This window comes from Candidatus Colwellia aromaticivorans (assembly GCF_003333305.1).
In the GTDB taxonomy this organism is placed as follows: Bacteria; Pseudomonadota; Gammaproteobacteria; order Enterobacterales; family Alteromonadaceae; genus Colwellia; species Colwellia aromaticivorans.
Genome location: NZ_QOLD01000058.1, coordinates 63,058 through 84,641 on the forward strand (window position 1 = coordinate 63,058; position 21,584 = coordinate 84,641).

11 protein-coding genes and 1 pseudogene are annotated in these 21,584 nt (G+C 38.9%); 2 read left to right on the forward strand and 10 right to left on the reverse strand.

The annotated features are described in order from the left end of the window. Window positions 1-30: 30 nt before the first annotated feature. From nirB to DWA31_RS08910, 6 genes are all read right to left on the reverse strand, one after another. The gene (nirB, locus tag DWA31_RS08885; protein WP_114326238.1) at window positions 31-2,574 is read right to left on the reverse strand and encodes a nitrite reductase large subunit NirB; all 2,544 of its coding nucleotides are present in this window, start codon (window positions 2,572-2,574) and stop codon (window positions 31-33) included. 395 nt (window positions 2,575-2,969) lie between these two features. Next, window positions 2,970-3,368 carry a hypothetical protein gene (locus DWA31_RS08890; RefSeq protein WP_114326239.1) on the reverse strand — a complete coding sequence of 133 codons (399 nt, stop codon included), beginning with the start codon at window positions 3,366-3,368 and terminating at the stop codon, window positions 2,970-2,972. Between the two features lie 246 nt (window positions 3,369-3,614). Next, a complete protein-coding gene (locus tag DWA31_RS08895; RefSeq protein ID WP_114326254.1) occupies window positions 3,615-5,564 on the reverse strand; it encodes a DmsC/YnfH family molybdoenzyme membrane anchor subunit in 1,950 nt (649 codons plus the stop codon). Window positions 5,565-5,707: 143 nt separating this feature from the next. After that, window positions 5,708-7,930 (reverse strand): molybdopterin oxidoreductase family protein, encoded by a 2,223-nt coding sequence (locus DWA31_RS08900; RefSeq protein WP_114326240.1) that lies wholly within the window; start codon window positions 7,928-7,930, stop codon window positions 5,708-5,710. A 230-nt stretch (window positions 7,931-8,160) separates the two neighbouring features. Beyond that, window positions 8,161-9,933 carry a bifunctional protein-serine/threonine kinase/phosphatase gene (locus tag DWA31_RS08905; protein ID WP_114326241.1) on the reverse strand — a complete coding sequence of 591 codons (1,773 nt, stop codon included), beginning with the start codon at window positions 9,931-9,933 and terminating at the stop codon, window positions 8,161-8,163. 5 nt (window positions 9,934-9,938) lie between these two features. Then, a complete protein-coding gene (locus tag DWA31_RS08910) occupies window positions 9,939-11,411 on the reverse strand; it encodes a NarK family nitrate/nitrite MFS transporter (protein ID WP_114326242.1) in 1,473 nt (490 codons plus the stop codon). Window positions 11,412-12,209: 798 nt separating this feature from the next. Here DWA31_RS08910 and DWA31_RS08915 point away from each other — a divergent pair. Next, complete coding sequence (locus DWA31_RS08915; RefSeq protein ID WP_114326243.1) at window positions 12,210-13,553, forward strand: NAD(P)/FAD-dependent oxidoreductase; 1,344 nt, start codon at window positions 12,210-12,212, stop codon at window positions 13,551-13,553. Window positions 13,554-13,693: 140 nt separating this feature from the next. After that, the gene (locus tag DWA31_RS08920; protein WP_114326244.1) at window positions 13,694-16,408 is read left to right on the forward strand and encodes a nitrate reductase; all 2,715 of its coding nucleotides are present in this window, start codon (window positions 13,694-13,696) and stop codon (window positions 16,406-16,408) included. 649 nt (window positions 16,409-17,057) lie between these two features. Here the strand turns inward: DWA31_RS08920 and DWA31_RS08925 are convergent. From DWA31_RS08925 to DWA31_RS08940, 4 genes and pseudogenes are all read right to left on the reverse strand, one after another. Further along, a pseudogene (locus DWA31_RS08925) lies at window positions 17,058-17,510 on the reverse strand (transposase); the annotation flags it as partial. A 669-nt stretch (window positions 17,511-18,179) separates the two neighbouring features. Further along, on the reverse strand, window positions 18,180-18,947 hold the full coding sequence (locus tag DWA31_RS08930) for a class I SAM-dependent methyltransferase (protein ID WP_114326245.1): 768 nt from the start codon (window positions 18,945-18,947) through the stop codon (window positions 18,180-18,182). A gap of 16 nt (window positions 18,948-18,963) precedes the next feature. Next, complete coding sequence (locus tag DWA31_RS08935; protein ID WP_114326246.1) at window positions 18,964-19,848, reverse strand: DUF547 domain-containing protein; 885 nt, start codon at window positions 19,846-19,848, stop codon at window positions 18,964-18,966. Between the two features lie 3 nt (window positions 19,849-19,851). Next, a complete protein-coding gene (locus DWA31_RS08940; RefSeq protein WP_114326247.1) occupies window positions 19,852-21,336 on the reverse strand; it encodes a radical SAM protein in 1,485 nt (494 codons plus the stop codon). Window positions 21,337-21,584 lie beyond the last annotated feature (248 nt).

Sequence of the window (21,584 nt, forward strand, 5' to 3'; positions counted from 1 at the left end):
TTATTTTCCTTTCTTATCCGTAAACGTTTCTTATGCAGGCGTTAGATCAACTGCTTGAATTTTAACGCCGTATTTTTTCTCTTCACCCTGAGCTGGACGAATTTGATCACGCTCAGTAACGAATTCGATGTTGCCATCAACTGTGTCAGAGTTAACAAACTGACGGAAACGTTTTAATTGTTCTTCACTTTCAATCGTTGTTTTCCATTCACATTGATAGGTATCAACCACATTTTGCATTTGTTTTTCTAATTCAGCATTAATACCTAAGTGATCGTCTTTAACGATTTTTTCCATGTAGGCTAAACCGCCCTCTAGGTTGTCTAACCATACAGAAGTACGCGTTAAACGATCTGCTGTACGTACGTAGAACATTAAGTAACGGTCAATGTATTTAATGAGTGTTTCATCATCTAAGTCAGTCGCGAATAAGTCACCATGGCGAGGCTTCATTCCGCCATTACCACTGACGTATAAGTTCCAGCCGTTTTCAGTGGCGATAATACCAATGTCTTTACTTTGCGCTTCAGCACACTCACGAGTACAACCAGAAACAGCAAACTTAATTTTGTGTGGTGAACGTAAACCTTTGTAGCGATCTTCTAAGTAAATGGCCATTGCCATGCTGTCTTGTTGGCCATAACGACACCAAGTGCTGCCAACACAAGATTTAACCGTACGTAACGATTTACCGTATGCGTGACCTGTTTCCATACCTGCATCAATTAAGCGTTTCCATATAGCCGGTAATTGATCAACACGTGCACCGAATAAGTCGATACGTTGACCGCCAGTTACTTTGGTATATAGGTTATATTCTTTAGCTACTTCACCAATAACAATTAATTTATCAGGTGTTACTTCACCGCCGGGCATACGTGGAACGACAGAATAAGTACCATCTTTTTGCATGTTACCTAGGAATATATCGTTTGTGTCTTGAAGCGATACATGGTCTGGTTTTAATATGTAATCATTCCATACAGAAGCGAGGATAGACGCGGCTGCTGGCTTACAAATTTCACAGCCTAAACCTGAACCGTGTTTTTCTACTAACAGGTCAAACGTTTTAATTTGTTCTGCTTGAACAATGTGAAATAACTCAACACGACTGTAAGCAAAATGTTCACAAAGATCAGTGCTAATTTCAACACCACGTTTTTCTAGTTCGTGATCAGTGACTTTCTTCAATAATGCGGCACAACCACCACAACCGGTAGCGGCTTTCGTTGAAGATTTAACTTCACCCACATCCACTGCACCACAATCAATAGCAGCAATAATATCGCCTTTGGTTACATTCAAACATGAACAGATGGTTGCTGTATCGGGTAAGGCATCAACGCCTAATGTAGGTTTTTCACCCGAGCTTGGTAAAATTAAACCGTCTGGGTTTTCAGGTAATTCAATACCATTTAATGCGTATTGTAATAATGAATCGTATTCGCTGGTATCACCCACTAATACGGCACCTATTAATTCTTTACCGTCTGGGCTTACTACAATTTTTTTATAAATTTGGTCAGGTTCGTTTGAATAAACATAGCTTTTACAGCCTTCAGTACGCGCATGGGCATCGCCAATTGAACCTACGTCCATGCCCATTAACTTCAACTTAGTGCTCATATCCGCACCCGTGAATTGTCGCTCACCGCCAATAATGTTATCCGCAGTAACCTTAGCCATGGTGTAGCCCGGCGCCACTAAACCGAAGATGAAGTTATTCCATAAAGCACACTCACCAATGGCGTAAATGCTTTCGTCAGACGTTTTACAGTAGTTATCAACAACAATACCGCCACGTTCGCCAACCGCTAAATCAAATTCACGTGCTAAGTTATCGTATGGGCGAATACCTGCAGAGAATAATATAACGTCAGTTTCTAAATGCGAGCCATCAGCAAAATTCATACGGTGAACACATTCTTCGCCGTCTACAATTTCATTAGTTGCTTTTTGTGTGTGAACTTGAACGCCAATGCCTTCGATCATTGAACGAAGTAAAGCGCCGCCGTCTTTGTCTAATTGAACACCCATCAGTTGTGGCGCAAATTCAACAACGTGTGTTTGTAAGCCTAATTCTTTAAGTGCGTTAGCGGCTTCTAATCCTAATAAACCACCACCAACAACAACACCGACTTTACCGGCTTTAGCTGACGCTTGAATGTCTTCTAAATCTTGAATAGTACGGTAAACCAAACAATGATCACGTTCTTTACCTGGAATAGGTGGAACAAATGGATATGAACCAGTTGCCATGACTAACTTGTCGTAAGCGTAAGTTTCGCCAGCTTCAGTGGTAACCACTTTCGCTGCTTTATCAATGTTAGTCACTTTCGCGTTGGTGAAAAAGTTAACACCAATTTCATTGTAGTATGCTGGTGTAGTCATTGCTAAATCATCAGCAGTTTTTCCAGAAAAATACTCTGATAAGTGAACACGGTCATAGGCTAAACGATCTTCAGCTGATAACACTGTAATTTCATAGCCTTCATGTTTCGCCATTTCATCAACAAAGTGATGACCAACCATGCCATTGCCAACTACAACGATTTTTTGGGGTTGTGTGCTCATATTTTGCAATCCTACTTCTTTAAATTACCGCTGTAATAGCGGAACTAGATAATGGTCTGTTATTAGCAATAAATGAACCAATTAGTTTTTATTAATAAATTCAATTGGATAGGTGTTTGGGTTTTTACCAAAATAGGGCGTACGCACTACTGTGAAGAAGTTAACGCACCACAGGTGTGCGCTATAATAGTGAGCGCTAAGTTAACCCACATGTGAAGTATGCTTCACGTTCATGAGAACGTGAAAATATATAAATTTGTTTATTGTCTTTGTGAAAAAACCAGTTAGTCCGCAACATAATGCTAAATATACTAAGAAATAGTTCAACAAAGTTATCAGGAGTTAAGCTAAAAAATCAGCTTATGTTTCAGGAGATAGTTCTGTAAACATAACGTTTATTTATCTACTTGAGGTTCAGCGGTACGCGGAACCCATTCCCACCATTGTTGTTCGCCTTCTGATACTTCGCCCTTATCTTTGGATTGATGAATATCCCATGTCACTAAATAGTCTGGATTCACCAATTTTACGCCATCAGTACTGGTATGAAACTCGCCTTTAGGCGCAACAAACCAGCAGGTTAATATTGACGGAATTAAAAAGTCTGCCGCTTTTTCATGTTTTTTATTCTCAGAACTCGCTTGTGCTAATTCAATAGTAATACCCATTTCTTTGTCAACCGACTTCACTATACCGCCAAGCATTGATTGCTTAAGCATTTCGCCTTGTTTATCAAAATAGCTTAAACCGATTAAACAGCTTTTGCCAACAACATTATCTAAGGTTAACGACATAAATATTCTCTAATTTATTTTTACGGTTTAACTTTTTATACCAATTGAAGTAATTAATTGACTCATTCATTATTTCATTTGGTATTACAAAGCTAAAAATTAAAAATGGCACCCGAATAGGTACCATCCTTATATTACTTAACAGCAATAGGCTGTTTACGTTTTAAGCAAGGCTAGAGTATTCGACGTGTAATTTTTCTACACGAGAATGCGATAACGCAGAATAAAGCGTAAATAGACATTGCATTAGTGAGCTAAAGGTGCGACACCAGTAGCAGGATTATCTGCTAAGCCAATATCTCGTGCATGTTCTTCAAATTTTTTGTTCTTCCAGAAAAATGCACCCGGCATAGTGGTTGGAATCACCAAAATATAAAACAATGCACGGCCCATAGCAGCAGTAAAAAAGTTTACTAAACCTAAGATTAAACCGATTAATACTAAGCTAATCTCGTTAAACCCTATAAGGTGTAAGCCAATTAGGCTAGTAGCTACAACAATGTTTAATCCTAATAACCAGTTACGGAAAAGGTACGTTTTACCAAATGTTGTACATTGTATGTAGTGCGCTGCACCACCTTCGTTTTCGTTACGGTTTAAATCAGCGTTATGCTTTATTAATCCTAAGGCTTCAATAAACATACCGGCAACAAACGTTAAGCCAAAAGCATATGATGCTTGAATAATTACTTGCTCAGGTACGCCTATTACCGCTAATGTTGAAAGCACAACAATCGCGCTGAATAAAGTACCTAATGATAATGCATTACCGCCAAAAGATGTGGCTGTTTGTAAGTGGTTCCAGAACGGTCGGGCTTTAATTTGGTAGCACATGTTCATGTAATATAAACCACAAAAACCAGCAATAATTGCGAAGATACCAGCACCAGTTACTAAATCAGCTAATGGTAAACCTGCTGTAAATTTGGTTAAGTTTAAACCTAACCAATCAACTGACAGTTCGTTAACAAATTTATTGCTAGGAATAGCAAATAATGCCGTTAAACCAGTTCCCGCAGAAAACATCGCTAAACCAAAACCTTCACGGCTCATGGGTGAATAACGTAAGTTGTTAAAGCCACGATAGAATCGCATGGGTTTACCTAAATGCGTCACACTCATTAATAACGCGAAGCTTGTCATCACTAGTGCTAGCACCGCCAATGGTAAGAACATGTCTGAGGCAACAAATATTTCAAACGCTTCAATACCCAGTAATGAGCCTAAAAATGGAATTAAAAATAGGCCGTATGCCGCTTGTGCGAATAAAGTAAATAAAACCAACGGGTTTTCACGCGAGTTTAACCTCGAGAAATTCCACGATTTAGCCTTACCAACTTTTTGATCAACAACGGGTTTGTAGTTACCTTTACTATCACGATGGTATTTCACTGGCATTGAGTCAGTACGCGTTACTTCGTGTGGCATGGTTTTTGTTTGTTGAAAACGAATGTTTGGCTGGGTAATTTCTGGTGTTGGAAAACCTGGAATTTCTGTTTTGCATTGTTCACGGTTTTCTGGAGTATTTTCAATCACACCAAAATCTAACGCATTACCAACACAAGCAGAAACACACGCGGGTTTTAAACCAACTTCTAAACGGTCTACACACATATTACACTTAGACACTTGGCCTTTTACTGGGTCTAATTGCGGTGCATTGTAGGGGCAAACCCAAGTACAATAACCGCAACCAAAACAGGTTTCAGGATCTTGTAATACGGCTCCGTATTCTACGTGTTTAGTGTAGGCACGCGTTGGACAACCTTTTAAACAAACAGGGTTATCACAATGGTTACAGGCCATTGAAATATTCATTCGTTTATAATCAGGATATGAACCGCCTTCCACATAACCCACCGAGCGGAAAGCTAAATGTGCAGGGTTATCGTTTTTCTCAGAACACGCCGCTTCACAAGCATGACAACCAATACAGTTATCTGCGGTAAAGAAAAATCCATGTTGTTTATTACGATTTGGATTTGAACCCACTTCAGGGTTTTCGTTAATAAACATTGAACGTTTAGCGGGTTGCCCTGTTAATTCAACCAGATCAATTTGTTGACCGTAACGGTTTTTATCTTGAATAGGTTGATCAGGCAATATTGCATATTGCTGCTCTTGCGTACGTACTTCCCAGTGATCTGAACGACCTTCTTGTTCAGTACCATATTCTAAGCCGTTATTTACACTCATCGTAGCGGGGTCGAAACTTTCAACCGACGTATCTTTTACTACGTTTTTGTCTAATGTTTGTGTCATTTTTTTTCCTACTAGCTTTTCTCTAATAATCTAGGAAAGCTTCTGACAAATTAAATATATTACCTACTCGATTCTGATTAGTAAGCACGTCGCTCAACGTTCAAACGTGCTGCTTCATCTTGATCAACTGTTTCTATACGAACAGAGCCTTGCTTAAATGCGGGTTGACGTGAATAGGGGTCTAATAAACCTAAGGTTAATCGGTTCACACAATCATGGAAATGGAACGGAATAAATACCATATTGCGCGACACACGTTGGGTTAACTGCACCAGTACCACAGCATCGCCACGGCGTGATGTTAAACGCACGTATGATTGATGTGCAATACCTAATTCGGCAGCAGCATCGGGGTTCATTTCCATGTAAGGTGTTGGGCTGAATTTATTACAGTTACCAATTTTTCCGGTACGGGTACGTGTATGAAAATGTTCAACAACGCGACCACTGTTTAACCAAAATGGATAATCTTTACAGGGTTTTTCATTGTTGTCGTAAAAGTCGACACAAATTAAATTAGCTCTTTGAGATTTGGTTTGGAACTTACCATCAGTGTATAAACGCGCTTCACCTTTTAATTCACCCGTTTCGTTGTCTTCACCCTCACTTTCACGATAGGGCCATTGAATGCCACGGGCTTTAATTATTTTTTCGTAACTCATGCCTGAAATATCTAATATTCTTTCATTACCGTAAGCGTTCTTACCCTTAGAAAGCGCCTTCATTTCATTGAAGGCTTCTTCTGGCTTATCTGGAAACTTGATTTTTTTACCATTTTCGAAACGTTTGGCCATTTGATTGAAGATCCAAAAATCTGGTTTTGAATCTTTATATGGCGGTAATACATTATCGATTAAGTTCACACGGCGTTCTGTGTTGGTATGACAACCTTGTTTCTCAGCCCATACTGACGCAGGAAAAAACGCATGTGAGTATTGGTTCATTTCTACATCTTCGTAGACATCTTGAACCACTAAAAAATCTAGGTTCTCAAGCGCTTTACGAATGCGCGCTGTATTTGGCATTGAGGTCATTGGGTTGGTTGCAACAATCCATAAACCTTTAATTTCGCCGGTTTCAATGGCAGGGAAAATATCAGTTTCCGCTAAACCGCGTTTTTTCGGGAAGAATTCAGGATCAATACCCCAGAAATCAGCGATCTCTTGGCGATCAGCGGCATTTTCTAAATAACGATAGCCCGGTAAACCTGAACAGGAAGACCATTCACGTGTACCCATCGCATTACATTGGCCGGTAATTGAAAGTGATGTACCGCCCGGCTTACCAATATTACCGGTAATTAAGTTTAAGTTATTGATGTTAGCAACACCGTCACTACCATGTGTAGATTGGTTAATGCCCATGGTCCAAATGCTCATTGCCGCAGGCGCTTTAGCATAAATACGGGCAACGTTACGAATAGTATCTTCATCAATACCACATTGATGCTGTGCCACTTCTGGTGCGTAATCTTGCACTAATACTTGAAGCTCATCATAACCTTGGGTATGCGCATCAATATATTTTTTGTCTTGTAAACCTTCATTGATAATCACGTACATCATCGAGTTGATTAATACACAATCAGTACCCGGTGTTATTGGTAAATGAATATCAGCAAATTGCGCCAGCATTGTAACGCGTGGATCAACTACAATTAATGGGAATTTACGTTTTTCTAACGCTTCTTTTAAGCGCCAGTAAATAATAGGGTGCTGCTCAGGTAAATTAGAACCAAACGCCATAAAACAATGGGTATGTTCAAAATCGTCATAACAACCCGGAGGGCCATCTGAGCCAAAACTACGCTTATAACCACTGACGGCAGAGGCCATGCAAAGTGTGGTATTACCATCGTAGTTATTGGTACCAATACAACCACGAGCAAGTTTACCCAAGGTGTAAAATTCTTCAGTTAATAACTGGCCACTAGAGACAATGGCGAATGAGTCACGACCATATTTGTCTTGTATTTCTTTAATTTTATCAGCCGTTTTATCTAACGCCTGATCCCAAGTCGCTGGCTTGAATTCGTCATAATGTTTATCACGAAGTAATGGTTGTGTACCACGACCCGGGCTTTCGAATAACTCGTGTTCAAGTAAACCTTTGATACATAATTTACCACGGTTTACATCAGCACCTGCGTGCCCACGAGAAGTAACAATTTTTTTATTATCATCGAGGCCAATTTCAATTGAACAGCCCGTTGAACAATAGTTACAAGTGGTATATTTCCACTCTTTTACCTTCTTACTAGGAATCGAGATAGGTTTTCTGTTTTTACGGCCAAACAGCATACACTGGTCCTAATTTAATTATTTATCATCTGCGAATTAATAGCAATAAGCGTACCGATAAATAAAAGTTATTAAATAACAATAAGGTAGTGATGGGTAGGAGAGGAGATTGAACTAAATGAGTGCTTTTTAAAATATAATGGTGCAACGAGTGGGAATGTGGTTTCGTTGCACATAAACTGTCAAGAAAAATAACCGAAGACAGAGTTATGCCCAATTAGATATATAAATTAATTAACCAAAGCTACAATCAGCCCAATAAATAACAACGCTGATACTGATTGCCAAAAAAACACAGGATTACGCTGTAGCAAAGGTTGATTTTTGTATTCTTCAACGGCAGATGTACTGGGGTTACTTAAATCAGTAAAGAATTCTGAAAATGCTTTATAGCGCAGTTTCGGATCTGCCGCAGTCGCTCTTTGTAAGCTTAAATCTAACCATAACGGCAGCTCAGGTCTAAATTGTTTAATACTGCGATAATGCATATCGTTATAACCCTTAATGGTTACTTCAGCCCGTTGCATTGGATTGTAAGGTAGTTCGCCTGAAAGCATTTCATAACAAATAACGCCCAATGAAAATAGATCACTTTGATTATCCGCTTTCATGTGCAATAAGGTTTCAGGAGCAATATAGTTTAAAGAGCCGTAGGGTACATCTTCTTTGATTGTTTCTTGATTTTCATCAAGTGAAGCGACAAATACGGTGCCGTAATCAATCAATTTAATGTGGCCATATTGATCGATCATTATGTTGTCTGGTTTTAAGTCGCGATGTACTAAGTCTAAGCGTTGAAATGCTCGTAATGCGCTGATTACTTGTTTCATTATATCGCGTACTTGTGCAATGTTTGGTTTAGGGTTGTCATGCAACCATTCGCCTATGGTTTGCCCTTCAAGGTATTCACACACGTGGTATAGAAACTGGCTGTTTTGTTTACCAGGTAATACGCGCATTACATTACCGTGCATAATGCGCTCGCCAACCCAAGCTTCACGAATAAAGCCTTGCAAATAAATGGCATCGTCTGAAAAATTGGCTGACGGCGCTTTTAACACATATGGTTTATCTGTTTCAACATCTACTACTAGATACAAATGTGAACGGATGCTAGCGTGAATCACTTTTTTAACTAAGTAGCCATCAAGTTTCAGCCCAATTTTTAATGCCGGTGGAATTACTTTTGAATTCAGATCACGTTGAATTTCAGCCAGTTTACGATTGGGTACCGCGTTAATATGTACTAATAAACAGGTAACATTGTCATCACTACCTAGTTCAAGTGCCGTTTCAACAATCTTTTTAGAAAGCGTTTCTAAATCAGATTTTTTTGGCGATAGCGGCAATGAATCAAAGAGCTTCTTAAAAACAGGTTTCGTTATATAGTCATGAATACCATCGCAACTTAGCATGTATAAATCACCTGACTGTAAATCAATTTGATGCACATCAACTTCTAAACGATTATCGGCACCTAAAGCTCGTGTTAATAAAGCCTGTTGCCCCATTTGCTTGCGATTATGATCACGCGTAATAGCTTCTAGCTGACGATTACGATATTTTGTTATACGGGTATCGCCAACATGAAAAGTATAACCCGTGGTTGATTTGGCAATAAATGCTGAAAAAGTCGTTAGCCATTGTGGAGAGTTTTGATCAGCTAAACCATCAACAAACCCACTCTGTGAATATAACCAGTTATTTAAGCTGGTTAATACTTTTGCTGCAGATTTTTGCGTTGACCATGTTTCAGGCGTTACGAGATATTCTTGAATAAATTGAGTCACCGCAAGTTGCGAGGCCTCAGCGGCTTTACTCGCGCTGGATAGTCCATCAGCAATAGCCGCAACCGCGCCTTTAGCACGTAACTCTAGTTTATTGGGAATAATGGCTGCAAAAGCATCTTGGTTTTCTGCTTTCAAACCTTTGGAAGAAAAACCGCCAAAGCACAATTGCAAATCTGCAGCCGTGCTTTGGCATTTTTGGGTTTCAGGATTCATGTTTTTTAATGACTAACATTAATTAATTCTACAGTGCCATCTTCACGTACTTCGGTAATAGTACCTTTTGGCTCTTCCATAAAGAGTAATGTAGTAAAGCCTATCACAGCAGTGCCTGCTATCACCATAAAGAATGTTGAATAATCAACCATGGTTAATACCGTTAAGTAAACCACTGCGCCTACGTTACCGTAAGCGCCAGTCATACCGGCAATTTGCCCCGTTAAACGACGTTTAATTAATGGTACGGCAGCAAATACTGCACCTTCACCCGCTTGCACGAAGAATGAACAAGCCATTGCCGTTACTACTGCTAATGCTAAAGGCCATTCACCGGTGATTTCAGACATTGCGAAATAACCAACTGCTAAACCTGCTGTTAAAATTAATAACGTTTTCTTACGACCAAACTTGTCTGATAACCAACCGCCACCAGGACGAGACATTAAGTTCATAAAGGCATAAGTAGAAGCTAACATCGCTGCGTAAACCATGCTTAATTCGAAAGTTTCAGCGAAAAACAACGGTAACATCGAAACAACCGCTAATTCTGAGCCAAAAGTAGCAAAGTAAAGAATGTTTAATACCGCCACTTGTCTGAACTTATAACGGTGAATTTCTTCAACCGGCTTTGAAAATAAATGGCCGTTTACTTTAATGGTTTGTTTTACTTCAATGGCAAACAAAACCACTAAACTAAAGTAGGCAATAAGTGCACTTTGCTCTGATAATAAACTTACGCCATAAGGTGATAATTTCCATGTTAGTAAGGCTAAAGCAGCGTACATAGGAACTTTCATAATTAATAACAGGAAGAAATCGCCTGTTGAGGTAACTTCCATTGCACCTGTTTGTTTAGGTTTAAAGTAAGTTGAACCTTTAGGCGTGTCTGTTACGTTTTGATACCAGATGACACTAAAAATTAAGCTTAATGCACCGGTAAAGCCAACCGCGTATCTCCAACCGTCGTCACCACCGAATGCCAATGCAAGTGTAGGTAGTGACATGGCAGCAGCAGCTGAACCAAAGTTACCCCAACCACCATATATACCTTCAGCCGTACCGAGTTCATTTGCAGGGAACCATTCAGATACCATACGAATACCGATAACAAAACCAGCACCGATAAAACCTAATAAAAAGCGAGAGAAGGCAGCTTGCTCAAACGTAGTTGCAAGAGCAAACATAAAACAAGGGATACTACATACCGCAAGTAATGCCGCGAAGGTTAAGCGTGGGCCGTATTTATCGGTAAGCATACCAATGATAACGCGCGCCGGAATGGTTAACGCTACGTTTAATAGCATTAATGTTTTAATTTCATCTTTCGTTAATCCTAATGAGTCAGCAATTACTGACACTAAGGGGGCAAAGTTAAACCAAACAGCAAAAGTAATGAAAAACGCTATCCAACTCATATGTAAGGCTTTCATCTTACCTTTGAATGAAAATATATTGAGATTCTCTTGACCGCTCATGCGACAACTCCTAAAAATTAAAATTTGTGCTGTTTATTAACGAAAGACGCTGTTGCCCTGTTAATAATAAAAAATTGGTTTTCTATTAAATAAGCTGACTGGCTTACTTAATGCGAATAACTTTATTGAACTGTGAAAGGCAAATGTAATGCCATTATCACAATAATATTATATCTAATTGTTTTTATAGGGTTTAATTGTTTTTGTTTGGCGGGGCTTGACTATAAACGAGACGTACGTGCACAACAGAATAACTATTACGCACACATTGAGTGCAAAAAACATAAATAATCACTACACCATTCAAAAGCGCTTAATTGAAAAAGTAATCAGTAGTAATGGATAAGAGCAATGATCGCATAGTTATAACGGATAAAAACAATAATCGCAGCAAAGGCAGAATGAAATACATAAACTAGGTAACAGGAGATTAGACGTTTCGAATATTTGTTTAAGCCGTATGATTTGAAACTTACAAAACAACCAAGAATGAAGTGTTTAAGTAGTAAGTGAAGTAGTAAATGAAATAGTAACGATGTATCCACCACCTTTTAAATATGACGCTTCAGCCAAGCACCACATCAGTGCAATAATTCATCAAAAACAAGTGTTATTTATTATTACTTCGTTGTACCTTTTGATTAATCTGTATTATTACAATTAGTTAGCTTTCGTGTGGTTTGTCGAAAATACATGGCACGTTACATGCTTTTAGCAGTATAGATAAAGTTAAGTAACGATGTGAATAACATTCTCACATGCGTAAACAACATAACCACCACATACGTGAGCAGTACAATGACTAATACCCCAAGCCCAACAGCTGATAGGTTAACAAACCAATTTTCTGAATCGGTTACTCAGCTCAAACCGTTATTGGTGATCATTGGTAACGGTATGGCGACAGGCCGGCTATTAGATGAAATAATTAAGCGCACACCAAATAAGTATCAAATTACGGTGATAGGTAAAGAACACTTCGGTAGTTACAATCGTATTATGTTATCAGCCGTTTTAGCCGGTGATGCCACGATTGATAGCATTATGCAAAAACCACCTGCATGGTACAAAGAGCACAGTATTAACTTCTTAAGTGGTAGCTTAGTTACCTATATAGACAAAAAAACTAAGGTCGTTGAATTAGCCTCATCGGCACAGATTAACTACGACGAACTTATCATTGCTACCGGTTCGCGTACCGCTGAAATACCCGCTAAAAATCAGGATGTTGAAGGTATATTCAATTTTCGTGATATTGCTGACACACAAAAAATTCAAGCATTTGCTAAACAAGAAGGTTCAAGCTCAAAACAAGCCATTGTTATTGGTGGCGGTTTATTAGGGTTAGAAGCAGCTTACGGCTTAGCAATTAGCGGTGTGGAAGTCACGTTAGTTCACCGTAATAAATGGTTACTTAATCGTCAGCTCGATAAAGTATCAGGCAATATGTTGCAAAGCATCATGGCGCAAAAAAAAATTAAGTTTGCTTTAGGCCATGAAGTGGCTTCTTTTGAGAATACAATTGAGAGTAACGCAGAAAGAAAAGTAAAAAGTTTATCAGGTGTTACGTTAACTAACGGTGAATTTATTAGCGCACAAATGGCCGTTATCGCAACCGGCATTACGCCAAACAAAAAATTAGCCGAAATCGCCAATATTGATTTTAATCGTGCCATTTTAGTCAACGATTATATGCAAACCAGTGACGCCTCCATCAGCGCTTTAGGTGAGTGTTGTGAACATAATCGCGCCACCTTTGGTTTAGTTGACCCTATTTGGGGACAATGTATTACGCTTGCTGAACGTTTATGTAACAACGTAAAAAAGCCATTTCAAAACGCGCCCGTACCAACCAAATTGAAAGTTTCAGGCGTACAGCTATTTTCAGCCGGCGATGTTGAGGTGTCAGAAGGTAGCCAATGTTTTACCTTATTAGATAAAAAAGCGCTTATTTACCGTAAAATCATCGTTAAAAATGGTAAAATAAGCGGTATTGTTTTATTTGGTGATGTTAGCTCAGGTATGGCTTACTTTGAGTTAATGCGACAACAAATAACCGTGAATACTATGATGCCAGAGCTATTAATTGGCGATGAATTTGTAACAACCATAGAAAATGAGCAAAAAGTAAGTGCCGCTTAGCTTTAGCTTAGCCTTGGCTTCAATTCAGCTTGAAGAAGCCTAAGCTAGACTTTTTCTATTAATTAAATAGCGTTATTAAAAACTTTATCAACTAGCACTTTACTAACATTAGCTATCGTTAGTTAACGTTTGAGAATTCCATGACCGACATCATTTTTACCGATAAACAATCTCCAGCTTCAGTAAGTAGCCAAACAACCAGTAAAACAAATTGCCCCTATTGTGGCGTTGGCTGTGGTATTGAAGCCACCGTTGAAAACAATAAAGTCATTGCCGTAAAAGGTAATGCAGAACACCCTGCCAACTTAGGACGCTTATGCGTAAAAGGGTCTTCACTTCATGAAACACAAGGTTTTCATAACCGAATTTTAAGCCCTCGTGTTTATGGTAAAAACGTAAGTTGGGATGAAGCAACATCAACGGTTGCTAAACACTTTCAAGACACAATAGCGCAATATGGCCCAGACTCTGTCGCCTTTTATCTATCAGGTCAGCTACTTACCGAAGATTATTATGTCGCCAATAAGCTAATGAAAGGCTTTATTGGCTCAGCCAACGTTGATACAAATTCTCGCTTATGTATGGCATCGGCAAGTGCCGCACACAAACGTGCCTTTGGCGAAGATGTTGTTGCTGGCTGTTATGAAGATTTAACCTCAGCCGATGCTATTTTCATCATCGGTGCTAACCCAGCATACGCACACCCTATTGTTTATCAGCGCATGATAAAAGCGCGTGAAGAAAACCCAACACGTAAAATAGTGGTGATTGACCCACGTAAAACCGCCACAGCTAAAGATGCCGATTTATATTTAGCGATAAAGCCCGGTAGTGATGCCTATTTTTATAACGGCTTATTATTGTATTTAGCCGAACAAGGTAAATTAAATAACGATTACATAGCAAAACATTGTCAAGGGTTTGAGCAAGCACTACAAACGGCGCAAAGCCAATTTGCTGATATTGCGGCCGTAGCAACCGCTTGTGATATTGAGCTTTCATTGTTGCTTGAAAGCTACCAAATTTTTGCTGAAACTGACAACGTAGTGACTTTTTTCTCGCAAGGTATCAACCAATCATCAACCGGTGTTGATAAAGGTAACGCGATTATTAACTGTCATTTAGCAACAGGAAAAATAGGGCGAGAAGGCGCAGGTGCCTTTTCAATTACCGGACAACCAAATGCTATGGGTGGCCGCGAAGTGGGCGGTTTATCAAATCAACTTGCAGCACATTTATATTTTGAAAATTCAAATGAAATAGATTTAGTTAAACGTTTTTGGCAAGCACCCAACATTGCGACTAAAGAAGGCTTAAAAGCGGTTGAACTATTTGATGCGGTTCATTCAGGAAAAATTAAAGCCATTTGGATCATGGCGACAAATCCTGTGGTAAGTATGCCAAATGCTAATCGGATTAAACGCGCATTAGAAAAATGCCCGATGGTTGTGGTAAGTGAATGTTATGAAAATACCGACACGGTAAATTATGCTGATGTTGTTTTACCGGCCAGTACATGGGGTGAAAAACAAGGGTCTGTCACTAATTCAGACCGTACAATATCTGTGCATAAAAGTATGATTAAGGCCCCTGGTGAAGCAAAAAATGATTGGCAAATAATCACGGATGTCGCGCACGCATTAGGTTTTAAAGATGCGTTTAATTATCAGCATCCGGTTGATATATTCAGAGAACATGCTGCGTTATCCGGTTTTGAAAACAGTCACCCTTTCTCTTATAAAAGAGATGAAAATGATGTTTATCGTGTTTTTGATATTTCTGCCTTGGCGAATATTTCACAAGCCGAATATGAAAATTTCTCTCCTATCAAATGGCCAATTAATAGTGCGAACCCAAAAGGGTTAAAGCGCATATTCACTGATGGTATTTTTGCGACTAAAAATCAAAAAGCGAACTTTATTCCAATTATTGCACAGTTACCAAGAAAATTACCTGGTAACAACCAAGTAGTAATGAACTCAGGTCGAATTCGTGATCAATGGCATACCATGACTAGAACGGGCCGTGTTGCTAAATTAATGACACACTCTGATGAACCTTATATTGCAGTAAACCCTGATGACGCCAAACGTTTTCAATTAGAAGACAAACAACTTGCTGTGCTGTCTAATTTAGGCGCTGAATTTATTGGCCGGGTGAACATTACTACAGAACAACGCAACGGTGAAATCTTTGTGCCTATTCACTGGAACGATAACTTTTCAGCTTCGGCCCGTGTTTCAGCACTTGTGAACCCAATTTCCGACTACATTTGCGGGCAACCAGAATTTAAGCACAGCCCCGTTAATATTAAGCCGTTCAATTCAGTATGGTCTGGCTACTTAATTTCTTCACAAGCGGTTAATTGCCAAACCAATTACTGGAGTAAAATTCAACTTGAACAAGGTCACAAATATTTATTATCTGACCAGCAAGAATTAGGCGATGATGAATCCATTTTAGCTAATTTATATCCGACAATTGATGATTGGTTAGTATTAAAAGACGATCAACAAAATGTATTACGGATTGCTGGTTTTATTGACAATAAGTTGCATTGCTTCTTTGCTGCTAGCACTAATTTAGACCTAGAATTTAATACTCGTTTTATTGAAGAGCAATTAAATAAAACACACCCTATAAAAACCCGCTTTAAATTAATGTCAGGTCTTGATAGTGATGGTAAAAATGATGTGGGTACTATGATTTGTTCGTGTTTTCAAATTGGTGAAAAAACCATCAAAGAAACGATTGAATCAGGGCAGTGTAAATCGGTAGAAGCCTTAGGTGAAAAATTAAAGTGCGGTACTAACTGCGGTTCATGTATTCCTGAATTGAAAGCATTTTTTACCTAACGAGTTTTCCATTACAGGTCAGTAAAATGATTCAAAATAAGAAAATAAGCGATATAGCATCAGTAAGATTGCTTATTGATGAAAGTTGGGTTTCCTGCTGGTTAAATACACCAATTTGACTCGGAAATACAAATATAAAATCAATGTTTGCAAACATTACGGGTGACTACTGCGCATTAGTCACGATGAAGTAATTCTTAAAACTGTAAGGATAAGGATACGCTTAATATTCTTATTAAAAAACTAATTTAAGTCAGAAAAAAACCAAAATAATAAGGTTATTCTTACTTAACACGGATGTTACCCACTTAATGTTTCGTGTTGTTTTTACGCGTTTCTTGGTAACACACATCGACCAGTACGTAATTTGTATTAACTATCTGAAATTATGTTCATCCATCTATATTTTAGGTAAGTGTATCACTGAGACTTCTCAGTAATACGCTTACATTACTAAAAATAACTTAAGATTTGAAAATTAAAAATTAAAAATTAAAAATTAAAAAGTTGAAATTTGACTATTTCTAGCTACAGTTAATGTAATCAAGTAGGTGAGGATTACTGAAGTGTCGATATTGCAAGCTGTTGAAATAAAACAAAAACAGTCAAGGTAAACAATGGGGTAAACGGAGTCTTAAGGTCTAGCTTACCACTCAACAACCTGGTCAATTACAGCATTCGTGACTCGAGATATGAGTGTTGGTGAAATATCAGCATCGTACATTTCTTTAAAGGTATCGACTATTTCTCTAGTTGTCATGCCTTTGGCATACAGGTACAAGATTTTATCGTCCATTGAGATGAATCGTGTTTGATTCTTTTTAACTAGCTGTGGCTCAAAACTACCTTCTCTATCGCGTGGTGTTTCAAGGTCAACTTGTCCATCTTCGGTGCGAATGGACTTTGATGAGTAGCCGTTACGGCTATTGTTGGTGTTAGATTGCTCATGAAGGGCGTAACCTAGATGTTCTTCAAGCTCTGCGTTTAAAGCGGCTTCAACGGTTATCTTGGGTAATATTTTACGAAAGTCAGTTAAGTCTTGCTCTGACTTAATGCCTTTAGCTGCTTGCTTAGCAAATGCTTCTAGTTCTTTCTTATTCATAGTCTGCCTATCCTAAACCCTAGTTGGGTATTAATAATAGGCAGTTACACAGATTTTGTTACAGGGTCAAGAGACAGGGATGTAGGTACTTAGGTTTTGTCCGGAACTAAAAACCTGTGTAATTAAAATTTATCCTTATTAATATTTGATCACTAACTTACTAGCATTGGTATAACGTTTAGCTTTTTCGATTTTTTTTGACTAGATAGCTTTGCTTCGTATCAGCAAGTTCTTGCTTCAGCTCGAAAAGGCCAAAGCTAGCAATAGCCACATCAATGATAGATTTTACTCTTTTGGTTAACTTCGCCAACAACATATACCCGTAATCATTCAAAATGCTCGATTCAGAGTGCTTGAGCAATTCCAGTTTGAGGCGCGTCAATTAAATCATGGTTATTCCCTATTTCTTTGATGAAACAATAAAATGGGGTTGCTCAAGCACTTCTACGATGGGGCTAAAAACGATTTATACATCGTTATCGATTTTGCGAATGGAACAACCATTCCCTGCAATCAATGCCTTGTCTAAATCGTTTTTTCTCCCACTGAAACATGCATTTTGAATGGTCACGGGTATAAGCACTGCCTTGCCTCTAAACCTTTTAATTATCGTTGAATGATCAATTCATTACTTCAATTGGTATAAGTTGTTGTTACTCGGTAATAACATCATTGTTTTCGGGCGGTTAACAAATAGTAGCCGGCGTTACCATCAATAATAAATTGGCTCAGTTGTTTAAATGGAAAGTCGGTCAACTTATCGAGCTGTGTTTTAATTATCGGCAAGTGACCCATTTTTGTGATTTTTTGCTCGATGGTTTTAATGGTTGTGATGAGGTGTTGAGATTCATCATTAAATTGTATTTTGTTAAAGCCAGTTGCACTTATACACTCTTGGCTTTGCAGGGCAGAGCATGAATCCGCGACGCATAACCATCGGCTAACATCTTGGGTTAACGATTGTGGTAAAGGTTGGTTCAAATAAATATCGGAAATCGCAATAAACCCACCCGGCCTTAATACTCGATACATTTCTTTTAATGCACTACTTTTATTCGAAAAAGTACACAGTGTACATTCGCACAATACAACATCAAGTGCATTATCAACAAAGGGTAAAGATAAGGCGTCGCCGACAATTGGCATCAGGTTTTTATTCCTCCCACTACTGGAGGGAAGAAGGTCTTGAAGATTTTCTAACCCTAAATCGAGCGCAAAGACTTGAGCACCATAATGTGCACTTAAATACTTGGCTGAGGTGCCTTTTCCTGCTGCAACATCAAGCACTAGAGACTGGCGGTTAATCAGTGTTTTTTGTGCTAATTTTTTGGTAAGCGTTAAGCCGCCAGGATGAAAGCTATCGCCTAATAATAATTGGGTTAATGGCAGTTGATAAAGCTGCGTACAGCAGCTGATTGTTTGGTTAAAAGTGTTCATCGCTGGATTTTCATTGTTAAGTGCCAGATTTATTGATGTCCCACTGATAAGACATAAAGTCGACGTCTATTTTTGTTGTTGCCGGCAACAGTTTCTCATTGCGATAAAAGTCTATGAAAATGAGCAAGCTCTGCTCTTGGCTAATGGGAGAATTACCCTGATACAGATGGTTCAACGCATATTGTGAAAAGTCATCGATATACCATTTAAAGATCATTGATAGCTTTATTTTACCCGTTTGTTGATCGAATTTTACGTTGTTTATATCGTTAATAAAGTCATGCGTAGCCTGTTCTAAAAAGGGTGTTAATTCAGCACCTACGGGCAGGCTAGGGCGCATTGGCGGACATGATTTACTACCGCAGTTAAGCACAAAGTGTAATCTTGGATCGGCGTTCGCCTTGATCATTTTTTGTTGCTCTAACTCATACAAATTATAGCTTTTACCACCAACGATAAATTTCTGGTTATAAAAAAAACCCATCCCTTTGACTAACTCAATGGGGGCTTTGATGTCAGTAACGGACTCTAGCGGCCAGTTACTTAAAATTAAATGGATAACTATCGCATTGTAGCTATATATCCAATAAGCGAGTTCATCTTGGTCGCTGGCAAAGCGCGGGTGAGAATTTTCGGGACTGAATTTGGCAACAGCGGCAAGGTATTGTTTTAATTGATAATGGGCATTGGGTTCGTCAAGCCATTGTTGGTATTGAATAGTGCCATCACTGCTGACAAAGCGTTTTAACAACTGTTCAAATTGTTGATGAGCAAAGCTATTTTCAGGAAAATTCTCGGGTAAAGGCACATCAATAGCATAGTGCTGACTCTGGGTGTTAAAGCGCCACAGTACAAACAGTACCACTATCAACGCGATTGATATGATAATGATTTTATTCATAAACTATCCACTTTCTTTTAAATTATTGGATACGCTTTTAGGTGATGCAGGTGAAATCGCGCCTTTCATAGGAGTGCGTTGGGCTCTAATGGGGTTTAATACCGTTTGTTCAAGCTCGTCACGATACAACAAATTATAGGTATCGAAGGGAATTACCCGTTTGGCATCAGGGTGAATAATGTGCACACAACTTTTTCGAATACTGCGTAAATCGAATGAGTAGGCATCAATGAACTCCATGATCACCAAGCGAAATATATTTTCATATGAAAGGTCATTCTGTTGTTCACTGGCACCTGCTAGCAGGTCTTGCATTGCTTGCGGTTGGCTTTGAAAATTATGATGAGTTGAAAAAAGCGTAAATAACTTGTCCTGAACAATGGCCTCTGATTCATAGCTTATTGTATTTCTAGCACCATTTATCAAGGTTTCTGGATCGATCAATCCCGTTAAGGGAATAAATTGACCATCTAGTTTTAAGGCATATGCCATGGCAATACTGTCGCCATGACACGGAACTGGGATAATATCTTCGGGTTCGAATAAATCAGTTTGTTGGAGTATAGAACGTCTTACTTCCGTTAAGGTTAAACGGTCACGGTCTATTTGGTAACCGTTATCATACTTTTCCAAACGCCCGGCAACTTGCACTGGTTGAATGGTAACACCACGTACACAAGGTTGTGCCTTAGCAAACTCAATTATATCGCCAAGTTGGCTGTCATTAACGCCGCGACGAACAGTAACCACTAAGGTGGTTGAAATATTGTAGTGATTTAAACGTGCGAGTGCTTGCTCATGCACTTTGTTAAGCGGGCTCGCTCTAAGAATTTCTAATGCGTGGTTTTCTAGCGAATCAAATTGCAGATACACTTCGATTCCGGGAGCATAACTTGCTAATTTTTTGGTGAAATCATCACTTTGAGCTATTTTCAAGCCATTGGTATTGATAAGTAGGTGTTTTATTGGACGACTTTGCGCCTCTTCTATTACCGTAAAAAAATCAGGGTGTAGGGTTGGCTCGCCACCGGATATTTGAATAATATTAGGCTCAGCTTCATTTTTTACCGCTAAATCAAGCATGGCTTTTATTTGTTCGAGTGAGCGGTGCGTTTGTCGCTCTGGTGAGCTATTTGCGTAACAGGTTGGACAGCGTAAGTTACAGTGGTCGGTAATTTCGAGTAGTAACGTACAGCCATGTTGTTCGTGATCAGGGCAAATGCCACAATCATATGGGCAGCCCCATTTTACTGGCGTATTATAACATTGGCTTTGTTCTGGTGTTTTAATAAATACTTCGCGGGCACGACGATAATAATCGATATCATCAGCGAGCATTATTTTTTCAGGTCCATGTTCTGGGCATCGTTTTAACAACCAAACAGCGCCATCTTCAAAAACAATTTTTCCATCAACTCGAGTTAAACAGCTTGAGCAAATTGATATTGCTGTGTCATAAAACTGGTAGCTGCGCTCTTTAATTTCCATAATTTAGCCTTGCTATAGATGGAATGGAATAAACTAGACTTATACCCATACCACCTCAAGATGCGAGTTTCAGGTCTACAGAGGAACTCTTGATCAAGACGCATCTTTTATTAATGGTTGTTCAGGAGAATATGCTCCTGCATTCTCTAATAAGATAATTGGACTCCCCCACACCTAAGATGTGGGGTAATATATTTGTTACCACACAAAAAATATTATAAAGAGTCCTTGTTATGAAGAATACTATA